Source organism: uncultured Granulicatella sp., from assembly GCF_963515615.1.
In the GTDB taxonomy this organism is placed as follows: domain Bacteria; phylum Bacillota; class Bacilli; order Lactobacillales; family Aerococcaceae; genus Granulicatella.
In genome coordinates this window covers 52090-69153 of sequence record NZ_CAUPZT010000004.1, presented here as the reverse complement: position 1 = coordinate 69153, position 17064 = coordinate 52090, and the positions used below count along the sequence as shown (strand labels likewise).

General features: G+C 33.6%; 16 protein-coding genes. All 16 read left to right on the top strand.

The genetic code is table 11. The features are described 5' to 3' along the window. The first annotated feature begins 349 nt into the window (after positions 1 to 349). The 16 genes from RYL55_RS01765 (at position 350) to greA (ending at position 16993) form a co-directional block, all read left to right on the top strand. Positions 350 to 1444 carry an Abi family protein gene (locus RYL55_RS01765; RefSeq protein ID WP_315006747.1) on the top strand — a complete coding sequence of 365 codons (1095 nt, stop codon included), beginning with the start codon at positions 350 to 352 and terminating at the stop codon, positions 1442 to 1444. Positions 1445 to 1669: 225 nt separating this feature from the next. Then, positions 1670 to 2374, top strand: coding sequence for an AzlC family ABC transporter permease (locus RYL55_RS01760; protein ID WP_315006745.1), 705 nt, complete (start codon positions 1670 to 1672; stop codon positions 2372 to 2374). Further along, positions 2371 to 2700: an AzlD domain-containing protein gene (locus RYL55_RS01755; RefSeq protein WP_315006743.1), complete on the top strand. Its 330-nt coding sequence runs from the start codon at positions 2371 to 2373 to the stop codon at positions 2698 to 2700. The genes RYL55_RS01760 and RYL55_RS01755 overlap by 4 nt, the downstream gene beginning before the upstream one ends. Positions 2701 to 2842: 142 nt before the next feature. Then, positions 2843 to 3640 carry a TIGR00282 family metallophosphoesterase gene (locus RYL55_RS01750; protein ID WP_315006741.1) on the top strand — a complete coding sequence of 266 codons (798 nt, stop codon included), beginning with the start codon at positions 2843 to 2845 and terminating at the stop codon, positions 3638 to 3640. Positions 3641 to 3660: 20 nt separating this feature from the next. Further along, complete coding sequence (mutS, locus tag RYL55_RS01745; RefSeq protein WP_315006740.1) at positions 3661 to 6276, top strand: DNA mismatch repair protein MutS; 2616 nt, start codon at positions 3661 to 3663, stop codon at positions 6274 to 6276. A gap of 4 nt (positions 6277 to 6280) precedes the next feature. Then, positions 6281 to 8269: a DNA mismatch repair endonuclease MutL gene (gene mutL / locus RYL55_RS01740; protein ID WP_315006739.1), complete on the top strand. Its 1989-nt coding sequence runs from the start codon at positions 6281 to 6283 to the stop codon at positions 8267 to 8269. Positions 8270 to 8280: 11 nt separating this feature from the next. Further along, the gene (gene msrB / locus RYL55_RS01735) at positions 8281 to 8715 is read left to right on the top strand and encodes a peptide-methionine (R)-S-oxide reductase MsrB (RefSeq protein ID WP_227931537.1); all 435 of its coding nucleotides are present in this window, start codon (positions 8281 to 8283) and stop codon (positions 8713 to 8715) included. A 94-nt stretch (positions 8716 to 8809) separates the two neighbouring features. Beyond that, positions 8810 to 9265, top strand: coding sequence for an 8-oxo-dGTP diphosphatase (locus RYL55_RS01730; RefSeq protein ID WP_315006738.1), 456 nt, complete (start codon positions 8810 to 8812; stop codon positions 9263 to 9265). Positions 9266 to 9528: 263 nt separating this feature from the next. Beyond that, complete coding sequence (locus tag RYL55_RS01725) at positions 9529 to 9984, top strand: type II toxin-antitoxin system HicB family antitoxin (RefSeq protein WP_006702833.1); 456 nt, start codon at positions 9529 to 9531, stop codon at positions 9982 to 9984. Between the two features lie 436 nt (positions 9985 to 10420). Further along, a complete protein-coding gene (gene alaS, locus RYL55_RS01720) occupies positions 10421 to 13066 on the top strand; it encodes an alanine--tRNA ligase (RefSeq protein WP_315006735.1) in 2646 nt (881 codons plus the stop codon). A gap of 134 nt (positions 13067 to 13200) precedes the next feature. Continuing rightward, positions 13201 to 13467, top strand: a complete 267-nt coding sequence (locus RYL55_RS01715; RefSeq protein WP_006702831.1) for an IreB family regulatory phosphoprotein — start codon at positions 13201 to 13203, stop codon at positions 13465 to 13467. Next, positions 13467 to 13889, top strand: a complete 423-nt coding sequence (gene ruvX, locus RYL55_RS01710; protein ID WP_227931530.1) for a Holliday junction resolvase RuvX — start codon at positions 13467 to 13469, stop codon at positions 13887 to 13889. Before RYL55_RS01715 ends, ruvX begins: the two co-directional genes overlap by 1 nt. Positions 13890 to 13904: 15 nt before the next feature. Beyond that, positions 13905 to 14201 carry a DUF1292 domain-containing protein gene (locus RYL55_RS01705; protein WP_314076926.1) on the top strand — a complete coding sequence of 99 codons (297 nt, stop codon included), beginning with the start codon at positions 13905 to 13907 and terminating at the stop codon, positions 14199 to 14201. A gap of 438 nt (positions 14202 to 14639) precedes the next feature. Beyond that, positions 14640 to 15782: an endolytic transglycosylase MltG gene (mltG, locus tag RYL55_RS01700; RefSeq protein WP_315006732.1), complete on the top strand. Its 1143-nt coding sequence runs from the start codon at positions 14640 to 14642 to the stop codon at positions 15780 to 15782. Between the two features lie 3 nt (positions 15783 to 15785). Continuing rightward, positions 15786 to 16415, top strand: a complete 630-nt coding sequence (udk, locus tag RYL55_RS01695; protein WP_314076924.1) for a uridine kinase — start codon at positions 15786 to 15788, stop codon at positions 16413 to 16415. Between the two features lie 98 nt (positions 16416 to 16513). Continuing rightward, a complete protein-coding gene (greA, locus tag RYL55_RS01690) occupies positions 16514 to 16993 on the top strand; it encodes a transcription elongation factor GreA (RefSeq protein WP_315006730.1) in 480 nt (159 codons plus the stop codon). The last annotated feature ends 71 nt before the right edge of the window (positions 16994 to 17064 follow it).

Below are 17064 nucleotides of genomic sequence, written 5' to 3'. Positions count from 1 at the left end.
CGATAATAGTTTATCTTTGAAGGATTCTCTTGAAAAATGGGCAGATAAGATTTTAGCTGTTCGCCATAGTCGAGAAATGGATACTGAAAAAGTAAAAAATCAAATTGTAGAAGCAGACTATGAGATTGAATCAGCTACTCGGAATTTAGAAGAACTATTTAAGAATTAATGAGTTGAAACAAAAAAATAGCTGTATTGAGAAAAGCTTGTTTACGATATATCGTGAGCAGGCTTTTGATATAAAAATATTTAGGAATATAAAAGTTATTTAGTAATACTGATTTGCTACTTTTTACACATATGGAGATATGCTAAAATGAAATAAATATATTTAGGGAGTATTTATAAAATGGGGATTAAAACATTTGAAACCAGGCAAAATCTAATTAATAAATTAAAATCCAGAGAACTTCAATTTGATGATAATAAGATGGAAGAAGTGTTAATAAAATATAATTATTTTAATTTATTTAATGGTCTAGAGAGTTTATTATTAACTTCAAGGGCTCCTAAGAAATATAAAGGAATCAAGTTGAATGATTTTCTGAATATATATAATTTTGATAAAGAACTAAATTCTATTATAGTAAATAAACTCAATTATGTTGAGCAAAGATTAAAAAACTCTATAGCTTATCATTTTGCAAGTCAATATTGTAGTTCCTTAAATGATACAATGCAGTATACAAATAAAAGGAATTATATGGATCCGGCAAATTCAAGAACGTGTCCCTATTCAACAAGATATCCATTTGTTTCTGAGCAAAATTATGCTATTTACCATCATTTTAATGATTTCATTTTATTTAAACCTTATTTTTTATCAAATCTAATAAATAAAAATGATTATATTGAATCAGGATTTTATACAGACTTATCTTATACACCTCCTCAAGGGGTAGCAGTTTATCGGAATTCTGATAATGTAGATAATTTTAATGTTGCAGTACCCTTTTGGGTAGCAATAGAAACTTTAACTTTCGGGGAAAGTATACGATTGCTACATTATTTAAAGGATTCGACTATGACTGAAGTAATGAAAGACTTTGGACTTCCATTAAATAAAAGGGCTGCTTTTTTAAATATGTTTGATTTTTTATTATGTTTAAGAAATAGTTGTGCTCATAATTTTTTAGCTAATAGATTTAGAACACCAACTATGTATTGTGTTAATAATCTTTTATGTACTGTTTTTAGACTAACCCCTAAAAATACTGGAAATAGAATTTCAGTTTTAAAGTTATATGATGTCTTAAAAATTTTGAGTTTTTTTGTAGATTTGTCTGATTTAAAAATTATTTTTAGAAAAATTTGTTTAAAAAATATTTTTTCTTTGGGGATTTTAAAGGGTAAATATTTGAATTATTTAATTTTAAATAGAATGGGATGTCCTAAATATACATCATGGATGAAGATGCTGTCGGGAGAAATATATATTTTGTAATCCCTTGACATAATTTTAAAAAAACTATACAATATAATTAACTTAAAGAGACGCTCTAAAGAGCATTAAGTAATGGAGGCATTACTTTCGATAAAAAACCAGCATTTTATGCTGGTTTTTTTGGTGTTCAAACTATTATTCCAAAAAAATTATTACGTATTAGTTGCAAGCTCATAGAAGATTAGGTACACTGTCATTTGTATATGAATAAAAAGGAGTTTAGAAATGAAGGAATGGAAACAAGCATTTAAATTATCATTACCAATTTTCTTTGGTTATTTATTTTTAGGGATTGCTTTTGCCATATTAATGGTACAAGATGGTTATTCTGGCTGGTGGGCAATTTTTTCTAGTATTTTTATGTATGCTGGCTCAATGCAATTTGCCATTGTCAGCTTTATGAATGCTGGTTTGGGTCTTGGAATGATTGCGATTATGACCTTGTTAATCAATGCTCGTATGATGTTTTACGGTATTAGTTTTATTGAATTATTTAAGCGATTAGGATGGAAAGCTTTCTATTTAATCTTTGCCCTATCAGATGAAACATTTTCTGTTATGGTTGGTATGAAACAAGAGGGAGAGGGAACGTATTCTGATATTGTTCATGTCTATCTTGCTTTTTTAAACCATGTGTACTGGGTATTCGGGACAATGGTAGGAGTTGTTGCAGGTAACTTTATTCCATTTTCAGCAAAAGGAATTGATTTTTCAATGACGGCATTATTTGTATTAATCGTTGTAAATCAAATCATGCAAAGTGATCGTTACTATCCTTTCTTAATCGGTGGAAGTAGTGCATTATTCTGGTTAATTGCAGTTGGTCCAAAATATTTCTTACTACCAAGCCTAGCTTGTACAGTTATTTTATTAATGATCATTTTTGAAAGAAATATGAAACATAAATTGAAGGAGGAAGTATCAAAATGACACCAATAATGATTTTTTTAAGCATGATGGTTGCAACAATTGTGACATTCGGATTGAGATTATTCCCTTATGTCATGTTCCGTCATCATGATGTATTACCTCCGAGATTACAATTTATTGCGCAAGTATTGCCTAAAGCAATTATGACGACATTAGTCATTTATTGTGTTAAAGATGTAGCATGGACACAAGCACCATTTGGGGCTGCAGAACTCATTAGTATTGCTTGTGTAGTAGTATTACATTGGTGGAAGCAAAATACATTATTAAGTATTTTTGTTCCAACGATGATTTATATGATTTTAGTTCAAGTTGTATTTGTATAAATAGTTATTGAAAACTCTTAAGGTCTGATCGAGAACTTTAAGAGTTTTTTTGCACTCCAACTAAATTTCTTTCATCAAAACACTATCATTTCAAAACATTTGTTGTTACACTAATAGAAGATGAAATAGAAAGAGGAGTCACATGAAGTTATTATTTGTTGGAGACGTTGTTGGTGCTCCAGGTCGTCAAGCAATTGAAGATTATTTACCAAAATTAAAGAAAAAATATAAACCTCAAGTAACGATTGTCAATGGAGAAAATGCTGCGAATGGAAAGGGCATTACGGAGAAAATTTATAAGCAATTATTACAAGCGGGTGCAGATGTTGTGACATTAGGAAACCATGCTTTTGATAATCGTGATATTTTTGAGTTTATTGAGGATGCTAAGAAAATGGTTCGTCCAGCGAATTATCCAGCAGGAGTTCCAGGGCAAGGGATGGTATTTATCAAGTGCAATCAAGTGGAAGTGTGTGTGATTAACTTACAAGGTCGTGTCTTTATGAATACATTAGATGATCCATTTCAAGTGATTCAGTCACTTGTTGAAACAGCTCGTAAGAGAACACCGATTATTTTTGTAGATTTCCATGCGGAAGTGACAAGTGAAAAACAAGCAATGGGTTGGTTTTTAGATGGAAAAGTAACTGCTGTGATTGGAACGCATACGCATGTACAAACGAATGATGCTCGTATTTTACCGCAAGGAACGGCTGTCATGTGTGATGTTGGAATGACAGGGCCTTATAATGGAATTTTAGGAATGGAAAGAGAAGCGATTATTGGTAAGTTTTTAAACCAATTACCAACACGATTCGAAGTATCTGATCCTGATGATGTGCAATTATCCGCTTGTTTTATTGAATGTGATGATGCAACGGGAAAAGTGAAGAAAATTTTACCGATTAAAATTTCACCAGATCAACCATATATGGAATAGTAAAGGAGAAAATTTTACGAATGCCTCAAAAAACAAAGAGAACGCCCATGATGGAACAATATTTTTCAATTAAGGAACAATATCCGGACTGTTTATTGTTTTATCGTTTGGGAGATTTTTATGAATTATTTTATGATGATGCGCTAGAAGCTGCTCGTCTATTAGAAATTACATTAACATGTCGAAATAAAAATGCAGAAGATCCAATTCCGATGTGTGGAGTTCCTCATCATTCTGCTAAAGAATATATTCGAACATTAATTGAATATGGAAAGAAAGTTGCGATTTGTGAGCAATTAGAAGATCCTAAATTTACTAAAGGAATGGTTAAAAGAGATGTTGTCCAAGTTTTAACGCCGGGGACGTATACGGAATATTCTCAACAACATGCGAATAACTATTTAGTAGCATTAAAGCCATTATCGAAAGATTCTTATGCGTTAGGATATGTTGATGTTGCAACAGGGGAATTAAAAGGGACTCGTGTGCAATCAATGGAAGAAGTTCGTAGTGAATGCTCGAGTTTGAAAACGAGAGAATTAGTGAAAGTAGGAGATTTTTCTTCTGAAGCATTAGAAGAAATGTGTTTGTATTTTGATATTTTACAATCTACCTTACAAACTGAAGAGATTCAAAAAGGAAGTTTCGATGCGTTATTAGAAGATATCGAGCAAGAAGATGTCTATGAAGTTCTGGAAGGTTTATTATCTTACTTAGCGAAAACTCAAAAGAAAAGCTTCACTCATCTGCAAAAAGCGAGTTACTATGAACGAGACTTTTACTTATTCATGAACTATGAAGCGAAAAGAAATTTAGAGTTAACAAGTACGATTCGAACTCAGCAAAAACAAGGTTCGCTTTATTGGTTCCTTGATGAAACTCAGACAGCAATGGGAGCTCGTTTATTAAAACAATGGATTGAAAAACCATTAGTGCTTCAAACTGAGATTGAAGAACGACATGATTTAGTTGAAAGTTTGAAGCAACATTATTTTGAACGTATTGATTTTATTGAAGCTTTAAAAGGTGTGTATGATTTAGAGCGCATTGTTGGGAAAGTTTCATTTGGAACAGCCAATGCAAGAGATTTATTACAATTAAAACAAACTTTGGCGAAAGTTCCTGTGTTTAGAGCGATTGCCGATAGTTTGAATCATCCGAAATGGCAAAAGTTAAAACAACAATTACATGCGATTCCAGAATTATATGAACGCATTGAAAGAGCGATTGATGAAGATGCACCAGTCTCTTTATCAGATGGGAATATCATTAAAAAAGGCTATCATGAAACATTAGACCTTTACCGTGAAACAATGGCGCATGGAAAAGAATGGATTGCTCAATTACAACAATCTGAGAGAGAAGCTACAGGAATTAAATCCTTAAAAATTAGTTATAATAAAGTGTTTGGCTATTATATTGAAGTGACAAAAGCGAATCTGTCTCAATTAGATGATAGTCGCTATGAACGAAAACAAACATTGAGTAATGCAGAACGATTTATTACACCTGAATTAAAAGAAAAAGAAGCATTAATTTTAGAAGCGGAAGAGAAATCAAGTTTACTAGAATATGAATTATTTGTAGCTGTTCGTGAAGAAGTGAAAACTTATACGGAGCAATTACAAGAATTGGCAAAAGCAGTTGCTACAATTGATGTACTGCAGTCGTTTAGTACGGTCAGTGAAGCGTATCAATTAGTAAGACCTACGATTTCGTTAATGGATCGTTCGTTAGAAATTATCGATGGTCGTCATCCGGTTGTTGAAAAAGTAATGGGACGTTCTAGTTATGTACCTAATTCGATTCAAATGACACCGGAAGATCATATTTTATTAATTACAGGACCGAATATGTCGGGGAAATCAACGTATATGAGACAGTTGGCGCTATGTGTGATTCTTTCGCAAATTGGGTGTTTTGTTCCTGCAACAAGTGCAAAAATTCCAATTTTTACGAAAATCTTTACACGAATTGGAGCGGCAGATGATTTAATTTCTGGTCAAAGTACCTTCATGGTGGAAATGATGGAAACCAATACGGCATTACGTCAAGCTGATCCAACAAGTTTATTATTATTTGATGAAATCGGAAGAGGAACAGCTACCTATGACGGGATGGCTCTTGCTCATGCCATTATTGGATACATTCATGAACATTTAACTGCGAAAGTCCTTTTCTCAACTCATTATCATGAATTAACCGCTTTAAGTGATACGTATGAAGATTTGAAAAATGTTCACGTAGGAGCGATTGAAAAAGATGGGGAAGTAGTCTTCCTTCATAAACTTATGGAAGGGCCAGCAGATAAGAGTTACGGAATTCATGTCGCTAAATTAGCTGGGTTACCGTCGTCATTATTAAGTCATGCGGAAAATATTTTAACGATATTAGAAAACAATTCGCAAGCACAGGTAAGTCTTCAAGAAAATGCTGAGGTGGAACGTAGAGTGGAAGACGTAGAAAGTAGTGCTACCGTTGAAATTCCACGTGTCGAATCAGAACAATTGGATTTATTTACAAGTAATACCGACCAAGAAATATTAGAGGAGATAAAATCCGTTCGAGTGATGAATTTAACGCCACTTCAAGCGTTGCAATTCATCGACCAATGGCAAACAAGACTGAAAGGGTGAGTCTATGGGGAAAATTAAAGAATTAAGTGCTTTATTAACCAATCAGATAGCAGCAGGGGAAGTGATTGAACGCCCGTCATCTGTTGTTAAAGAATTGTTGGAAAATGCAGTAGATGCTGGTAGTACAAGAATTGTCATTGAAATTGAAGAAGCAGGGTTAAAACTCATTCGAATTACTGATAATGGTTCAGGGATGAGTCGTGAAGATGCTGTCTTATCGATTCGTCGTCATACGACGAGTAAAATTTATTCACCTGAACAATTATTTCGTATTAAAACATTAGGTTTCAGAGGAGAAGCTTTAGCAAGTATTACGGCTGTTTCAAAAGTGACTTTAACGACTTCAACCGGAGAAGACGTGGGAACTCAGTTAAAAGTCGAGTCAGGAAATATTGTAGAAGAAACTCAAGTACCTCCGTTAAAAGGAACGACCATTGAAGTTTCAGATTTATTTTATAATACCCCTGCTCGTTTAAAATTTGTTCGAACACTTCAAACGGAGATTGCCCATATTACAGATGTTGTGAGTAAAATCTCTCTGAGCCATCCAGAAATTTCGATTATTTTAAGAAATGAAGGAAATGAATTAATTCGTACAGCAGGGAATGGAGACTTGCGACAAGCAATTGCCGGGAATTTAGGCCCTACCAATGCTCGTAAAATGTTAGCGTTTAGTGGGGAAGATGATGACTTCACAGTTAGTGGGTTTACTTCCTTACCAGAATTAACACGATCCAATAGAAATTATATTTCCATTTTTATCAATGGTCGTTCGATTCGTAATATTGCCATTTCTAAAGCGATTGTGGCAGGTTATGGTTCTACCTTAATGGTGGGACGTTTTCCAATTACGGTGATTGATATTGAAATGGATTTCCAATTAGTCGATGTCAATGTGCATCCAACAAAGCAAGAAGTGCGTATTAGTAAGGAAGTGGAGCTCTCAGCTCTTATTCAAAAAGCGATACATGAGTCAATCCAAGGAGTGCAACGGATTCCTGAATCTTTGGAAGATTTACCATTTAAACGTAAAGTAACGGATACTTTAATTGCTCGACCGGAAGTGGAACAGGAAACATTGAACTTTGACTTAAAACCTGTTCAGCCGTCCATTCGAGTTGAGACGCATAGCGAGTGGATTCAAGAGGAGGAGACTCCTTCGTATACGAGTGAAGAGGTGAGTTCTGAAGCTTTACCTTTAGAAACTGAAGAGAGTCCATTTGAGAGAGAACCTTCTGAAAAATTAACAGAAGAAATTCCAGTACAAATAACAGTTCATAACAAAGAGGACTGCGAAGATTGCCGAATCGATTTCCACCAAGAAAAAGCGAATTATTGGAAATTATCACAAGATTTGGATGAAGAGAATTTTGAAACTGATTTTCCAGAATTACATTATTTTGGACAAATGCACGGGACATATTTATTTGCGCAAAATGAAAAAGGTTTATACATGATAGACCAACATGCTGCACAGGAGCGAATTAAATATGAAATTTTTAAAGTTTCCATTGGAGAAGTAGCACCGGTGAGTCAATCATTAATGATTCCGATTGTCATGGAATTTTCTAAAAAAGAAGCATTAAAACTACAAGAGTCCTTAGAAATGATTCGAGAATTTGGAATAGAAATTGAACCATTTGGAACGCATACGTTTCAAATTCAGTCTCACCCTAGTTGGATTAAGCAGGGAGAAGAAAAAGAGATTATCGAGGAAATTATTGATTTAGTTCTATCGAATCAAAAAGTAACCGTGGCTCAGTTACGTAAAGCGACTGCTATTATGATGAGTTGTAAAGGTTCGATTAAAGCGAATCACCGTCTAACAACGCTTGAAGCAGAACAATTATTAGTGGACTTAGCAAAATGTAAAAATCCCTATAATTGTCCTCATGGTAGACCAGTATTAGTTCATTTAAGCAATAAAGATTTAGAAAAATTATTTAAACGAATTCAAGACCCACATCAATCGAAGTGGAAGTTTGAAGATTAGGAGGAAGAAAAATGTCAGATTTTTCAAAAGAAGCATTAAAACAACGATTAACAGAAATTCAATATGAAGTGACACAAAATGAAGCAACAGAACGTCCTTTTTCAGGAGAATATGATGAATTTTTTGAAGAAGGAATTTATGTAGATGTCGTGAGTGGTGAACCATTATTTAGTTCAAAAGATAAATTTGATGCAGGTTGTGGCTGGCCATCATTTTCAAGACCAATTCAAAATACAACATTAACAGAAAAAGAAGATCATAAACTAAATCGTGTTCGTACAGAAGTTCGTAGTCAAAAAGCAGATTCTCACTTAGGTCATGTATTCCCAGATGGTCCAGAAGAATTAGGTGGATTACGTTATTGTATTAATTCTGCAGCATTAAGATTTATTCCAAAAGCAGATTTAGAAAAAGAAGGCTATGGAGAATTTCTTCAATATTTTTAAAGAGGGAGACTACGAAAGATTTCCAAATATAGTAGCAAAGGACGGCAGCAGCCCTGAGGTCTCATGCCTAAAAAAAGAGAAAGAGAGTGAGAAAATGAGTCGTACTGTTCATACTGAATTGACCAATATGTGTATGATTTATGACCAAGAGGGAAATGTTTTAGTGCAAGAGAAAAATTTAAGTTATGCACAAGGACTAATCTTCCCTGGAGGGCATGTTGAACCAATGGAATCGATTGTAGATTCGACCATTCGAGAAATAAAAGAAGAAACGGGTTTAACAATTAGTAATCTCGAGTTTTGTGGGATTAAAGATTGGATTCGACCAGATGGAACACGTTATATTGTTTTTTTATACAAAACAAGTCATTATACTGGCGAACTTCGTTCTTCGTCTGAGGGAAATATGTTTTGGATTTCTTTAGAAGATTTGAAGAAGAGAGAACCATTATGGCATTTGGATCAAATGTTAGACATTTTTGAACAAAAGGGACCTACTGAATTATTTTTCAATTATGGAGATGAGGAGTATGTTCCGGAATTGAAGTAGGACAGACTTTTTATACGAAACTACAAAAGACTTCCTTTATAGTAGCAAAGGACGGCAGCAGCCCTGCGGTCTCATGCCTAAAATTTGAGCCTTGGTCTCAAAATTTCCTAATCATAGTAATCATAGTAGACAATGTTTCGACTACTATGATGCATGCTACTATGGGGAAGTCTTTCTTCGTTTTACGAAATATGAGAGATGGTCATTATTTTTGGTTGATACGTGTAACACGTGCTATAATGTTTCTAAATGGAGGTATGAAAATGTTAGTAACTTATCCAGCGTTATTTTATTATGATGATTCAGATGGTACTAGTGCACCTTACTTTGTACATTTTCCAGATTTTTCAAATATTTCTGGTACTCAAGGAAAAGATATTAGTGATGCATTGGAAATGGCAAGTGAGTGGCTAGGCATGAATGCTGCTGATTGTATCGAAAATGATATCGATTTACCTAAGCCATCAGATATAAATTCTTTATCCTTAGTTGAGCATAATCCTTTCAAGGATGATAAAGATATTGAATTAAAATTTGATTCAAAAAAATCATTTATTTCTATGGTAGGTGTAAATGTAAATCATTATTTAGGAAATCAAGAACCAGTAAAAAAGACTTTAACGATACCGAGATGGGCTGATAAGTTAGGAAGAGAATTAGGTTTAAATTTTTCTCAAACTTTAACGGAAGCAATTGTCGAAAGAAAAATAAACTTTTAGGATTTCCTAAGAGTTTATTTTTTGCGATGAATATGATAGAGCAACAAGAAAGATTTCTAATGTGTTGCTTCTGTACTTTAGAAATATTAAAATCAAAGTACAAAAGCAACTTTTTTTGTCAGGTTTAACGAAGATGTTTAAATTAGTAGACACCTATTGAATTTATTTGACAAATGAAAGACTTTTTCTTATACTAATTGAGTATTGCCCAGTCAGATAAAAGAATTTTAACATTAGAGAGGTCTAGTCGGTGAAAATGACCACAAAATTTATGCTCCTGATTGGAATTTTGTAGAAATACAGACGCTTCCCGCGTTATCGGAATGAATGAGGATGAAATGCTGTTTCATTGTAAGCAAGGTGGTACCGCGTGGTAGACGCCCTTGTAACAATGGGGCAGTTTTTATTTTTTTAATAAACGAAAAGGATGGTAAAGATGAAAAAATTATCTAGTAGCGAAATTCGTCAAATGTATCTTGATTTCTTCCAAGAGAAAGGACATAAGGTGCATCCAAGTGCAAGTTTAATTCCTGTGAATGATCCAACATTATTATGGATTAACTCAGGGGTAGCTACTTTGAAAAAATATTTTGATGGAACAGAAACACCTGAAGTTCCAAGAATTACAAATGCTCAAAAGAGTATTCGTACAAATGATATTGAAAATGTAGGTCACACTGCAAGACACCATACATTATTTGAAATGATGGGGAACTTCTCAATTGGAGATTACTTCAAAGAAGAAGTAATTCCATGGGCTTGGGAATTTTTAACTAGTGAAAAATGGTTAGCATTAGACCCAAATCGTTTATATGTAACGTATTATCCAAAAGATCCTGAAACAAAACAATTATGGATGGAAAAAGTAGGATTACCAGAAGACCATATTATTCCTGTAGAAGATAACTTCTGGGATATCGGTGCTGGACCATGTGGACCAGATACTGAGATTTTCTATGACCGTGGTGAAAAATATCAAACATTAGCTGAAGATGATCCTGAAAACTATCCAGGAGGAGAAAACGAACGTTATTTAGAAATTTGGAACTTAGTATTCTCTCAATTTAACCATATGCCAGATGGAACATATCCTCCATTACCACATAAAAACGTCGATACGGGGATGGGATTAGAGCGTGTTGTTTCTGTTATTCAAGATACTCCGACAAACTTTGAAACAGATTTATTCATGCCAATTATTCAACAATTAGAACAACTAAGTGCTGGTAAAAAATATAATACTTCGAAAGATTTAGATGTTTCATTTAAAGTTATTGCTGACCATATTCGTGCAGTAAGTTTTGCGATTGGTGATGGTGCTTTACCTTCAAATGAAGGACGTGGATATATTATCCGTCGTTTAATCCGTCGTTCAGTAATGCATGGTCAACGTTTAGGCATTCAAGGTTCATTCTTAACAAAATTAGTGCCTACTGTTGCTAGTATCATGCATAGCTACTATCCTGAAGTAACTGAAAATCTTGAATTTATTCAAAAAGTTATTGCAAATGAAGAAAATCGTTTCCAAGAAACAATTCATGATGGACTTGCAATTTTAGAAACAGTATTTGCTGAAATGAAAGAGCAAAATCAAACAGTTTTATCAGGTGAAAATGCATTTAAACTATATGATACTTATGGATTCCCTTATGAATTAACATTAGAATATGCTAGTGATAATGGTTATGAAGTGGATGAAGAAGGATTCCAAGCTGAAATGAAAGCACAAAAAGAACGTGCTCGTGCAGCTCGTAATACAGAAACATCTATGAATGTTCAATCAGCTGTTTTACGTGATATTACAGTGGAAAGTACATTTGTGGGATATGACCGTACAACTGAAAAAGGTTTATTAAGTGCGATTGTATTTGAAGATGAATTAGTAGAATCTGCTTTAGAAGATACAAGAGTACAAGTTGTCTTCAATCAAACTCCATTCTATGCTGAAATGGGTGGACAATTATCTGACCATGGTGTGATTAAAGATGAATCAGGTCAAGTAGTTGCAACTGTTGTTCAAGTGAAGAAAGCTCCAAATGGTCAACCATTACATACAATTGATGTCGTTGCTCCAATGCAATTAAACTCAACTTATGTATTAGAAGTGGATCAACAAGAGCGTGCTAAATTAATTAAAAACCACACTGCAACTCACTTATTACACCAAGCATTAAAAGAAGTATTAGGAACACATGCTAACCAAGCAGGTTCATTAGTAGCTCCAGGATACTTACGTTTTGACTTTAGCCACTTTGGACAAGTAACAGCTGAAGAATTAGCTGAAATGGAACGTATTGTAAATGAAAAGATTTGGGCAGCTTTAGATGTAGTGACGGTTGAAACTACATTAGAAGAAGCGAAAAAATTAGGCGCAATGGCTTTATTTGGTGAAAAATATGGTAATAAAGTTCGTATGGTAAACATTGCAAACTGGTCTATCGAATTATGTGGTGGGGTTCACGTTTCAAATACTCAAGAAATTGGTCTATTTAAGATTATTTCTGAATCTGGTATTGGTGCAGGAGTTCGCCGTATTGAAGCTGTAACTAGTCAAGAAGCATTTGAATTATTAGCAAAACATGAATTGTTATTAAAACAAATTGCAAGTGATGTTAAAGCTGTTCAATTAGATACTACTCCAGAACGAGTTTCTCACTTACAACAAGAGTTAAAAGAAGCTCAACATGAAATTTCAGCGTTGAAAGCTAAATTAATGAAATCTGAAGTAGCAGACTTATTCGAATCTGTTTCTACAGCAGGAAACTACTCATTCATTACTGTTCACTTACCAAACAAAGATATGAATGAATTACGTCAATTAGCAGATACTTGGAGACAAAAAGCAGCAAGTGATGTATTCGTCGTAGCAACTAATGAAGGCGAAAAAGCGAATTTATTAGCTGCAGTTTCTAAAGATGCAAATGAAAAAGGAATTAAAGCAGGAGATATTATCAAAGCAATTGCTTCACATATCCAAGGTGGCGGTGGTGGCCGTCCAGATATGGCTCAAGCAGGTGGTAAAAATCCAGCAGGTATTCCAGCTGCGTTAAAAGCGGTAGAAGAATTCTTAGCTCAAGCATAATGATTCAATTGAAATGGAGTAGAATGTGATCTATTCTACTTCATTTTTTTAAGGAAAGTTTAATCTCTATCGAATTGATTGTAGTTTTTACTAAAATTTAGTAGAATGAAGATACAAAGAAATGAGGTGTTAATATGAGTTCAATGGATGAAACAGTTCTATTTAACTTTCATGATAAAGATGAAAAAACAGTACAAGAGACACTAACAATTGTTTATGATGCATTAAACGAAAAAGGTTATAGTGCAGTCAATCAAATTGTTGGGTACTTATTATCTGGCGATCCAGCTTATATTCCTCGACATCGTGATGCTAGAAATTTAGTAAGACGTCACGAGCGTGATGAAATTATCGAAGAATTAATCCGCCATTATATTCGTTCGACAGGTAGAGATTGTTAATGAGAGTAATGGGATTAGATGTTGGCAGTAAAACAGTTGGAGTTGCGATTAGTGACCCATTAGGTTGGACTGCTCAAGGTGTTGAAACGATTGCGATTAATGAAGCTGCAAGTGAATTTGGCTTTAATCGTGTGGTGGAATTGGTTAAAGAATACGAAGTTGAGAAGATTGTTATCGGGATGCCGAAAAACATGAATAATACAGCTGGACCAAGAGCAGAAGCTTCACAAAAATATGGTAGAAGTTTAGAAAAGCGATTAGAAATTCCAATCGTTTTTCACGATGAACGGTTAACAACAATGCAAGCAGAAAGAATGCTTGTTGAGGAGGCGAATGTTTCTCGTAAAAAGAGAAAAGAAGTCATTGATAAGTTAGCAGCCGTCATCATTTTACAAAATTATTTAGATTTAAATATTAAATAGAAAAGAGGAAACGTAATGACAGAACATACACATGAACATGATGGACATGAACATATTACAATTATTGATGAAGAGGGAAATGAAGTCTTACATGAGGTTTTATTTACTTTCGATTCAGAAGATTTTGGTAAATCATATGTTTTAGTTTACCCAGCAGGAATTCCTGAGGGAGAAGAAGTTGAACTTCAAGCATTTTCTTATGTTGAAGCTGAAGATGGTACTGAAGGAGACTTACTTCCTATCGAAACTGAAGAAGAATGGGATATGATTGAGGAAGTTTTAAATACTTTCTTAGATGAAGAAGAAGAATAATGATGTGAGAAGACGCCTGATAGATGCTATTTGGTGTCTTCTTTCCTTTTAGGAGGCGAAATTGGACTTGACTGAAGTAACGAAGGACGCAAGCAGCCAGCTTTGCTGTCTCATTGCTAAATTTTGAGCCTAGGTCTCAAAATTTCCTGTACTAGAAGCCGATATGGCTTCTAGTACTAACGCTACAGCGTCAAGTCCATTTCATTGGACGTGTGTATATGAGAGGACGTTTAAATGATGGACTTAACTGAAGTAGTGAAGGACGGCAGCAGCTCTTCGGTCTTATGCCTAAATTTTAGCCTAGATCTCAAAATTTCCTGTCCATTTCACTTGTAGGAGTCTCATTGTTAGAATTTGTAACATAATTGTATAACTCCTAGACTTCAAATGTTATAGGAATTCATGTATAATGACAACGAAGTTAAAAGGAGGCGGATTATGTCAAAAAGAGATCGTTTTAGTAGGGGATTTCTTCATGAAAATGATGAATTAAGAGCAATTCGGAAAAAAGAATCGAAAGTTGTCCGAAATATTGTTAGATTTTTTGCAATTTTATTAACTATCATCGTTCTTGGTGGTGGAGCTTATGGATATTATTATGTGTCTAGCTCATTAAAACCTGTCGATACGAAACAAACTCAATCCATTGAAGTGGAAATTCCAACAGGCTCTTCTGTGAAGCAAATTGCTAAAATATTAGAAGAAAATAAACTCATTCGTAATGCAAAAATTTTTAATTTTTATATTAAATTTAAAAATGTAGCAGGTTTTAAAGCAGGATTTTACCAATTATCTCCATCAATGACATTGGATCAAATTCTAGGGCAATTAGCAGATGGGGGGAAAGATAAATCTTCAAATGTTGCAAAAGTTGTTGTACGTGAAGGTGAAACTTTAACTGGAATTGCTGAAGAAATTGAAAAATCAACGAAATATTCTAAAGATGATTTTATGAATAAAGTGCAAGAGCAAGCTTTTATTGATCAGTTAATACAAAAATTCCCTCGATTATTTAAAGATGCTCAAAAAGCGAAAAATGTTCGTTATTTCTTAGAAGGTTATTTATATCCTGCTACTTATGATGCAGATGAAACAAAGACTTTACAAATGATTATTGAAGAAATGGTTGCTAAAACAGATAGTATTTTATCTAAATATTATGCGAAAATCTCTCAAGGTGATTATAACGTTCATGAAATTTTAACAATGGCTTCTTTACTTGAAAAAGAAGGGTATAAATTAGAAGATCGCCAAAAAATTGCCAGTGTTTTCTATAATCGCCTGCAAAAAAATATGATGTTACAAACAGATATTTCAGTTCTTTATGCACTAGGGGAACATAAAGAAGTTGTCACATTAAAAGATTTAGAAGTAAATTCTCCATATAATTTATATAGAAATAGAGGGATGGGTCCTGGACCGTTTAATAGTCCAAGTGAAGAAGCAATTTTAGCAGCTATTGATCCAGCTCAAACAGATTATGAATATTTCGTAGCGGATATTCAAACAAAAGAAGTTTATTTTGCAAAAACATATGATGAACACTTAGTATTAAAAGCCAAATACGTTGATAAGGAGTAATTTATGAAAAAGAAGCCGATTGTTATTGGAGTGACTGGTGGTTCAGGTAGTGGTAAAACTACTGTTAGTAGAAAGATTTTGGATCATTTTCCAGAATTAAGCATTGTAAAAATTGACCAAGATTTCTATTATAAAGACCAAAGTGATATGCCCTTTGAAGAACGATTAAAAACGAATTATGACCATCCGTTTGCATTTGATACAGATTTATTAATTGAACATATGAATAAATTAATTAATTTTGAATCGATTGATGAACCCGTGTACGATTATGAAAATCATACGAGAAGTGATCGAACGATTCATCAAGAACCAAAAGATGTCATTCTAATTGAAGGAATTTTAATTTTAGAAGATGAACGTTTACGGAATTTAATGGATATTAAAGTGTATGTCGATACAGATGATGATATTCGTATTATTCGACGTATTAAACGAGATATGGTTGAACGTGGTAGAACATTGGATTCGATTATTCATCAATATATTACAGTCGTAAAACCAATGTATCATCAATTTATTGAACCGACCAAGAAATTTGCGGATATTATTATACCTGAAGGTGGATCAAATGCAGTTGCCATTGATTTAATGACAACAAAAATTGCCTCTATTTTAAGTGATTTAGCATAAAAAAAAGAAATTTAGAAATAATACTTGCAATCTTCTTCATAAAATGGTATGGTTTTACCACTGTCAAAACAGTAAAATGGAAAAGAGGGAGAAGCCAAATGACTGAGAAATTATATCCAATGACGCTTGAAGGAAAAGCAAAATTAGAAGCTGAATTGGAAGAATTAAAAGTAGTTAAACGTAAAGAAATCGTTGAGCGTATTAAAATTGCTCGTAGTTATGGCGACTTATCTGAAAATTCAGAGTACGAATCAGCTAAAGATGAACAAGCCTTTGTTGAAGGAAGAATTACAACTCTTGAAAAAATGATTCGTTTTGCTGAAATTATCGATGATAATAATATCGAAAAAGATGTCGTTTCATTAGGACGTAAAATTACTTTTATTGAATTACCAGATGGTGAAGAAGAGTCTTATACAATCGTTGGTAGTGCAGAAGCAAATCCAATCGAAGGAAAAATTTCAAATGATTCTCCAATTGCTAAAGGAATCATTGGTAAGAAATTAAATGACGAAGTTGTTATCCAAACTCCTGGTGGAGATATGAAGGTAAAAATTACTAAAATTGAATCTGTATAAGAAATCTTTTGTGGACTGTAAGAGAATAAACTCTTACAGTTTTTTGTTTGAGTAAAATGTGAACTGTTTAT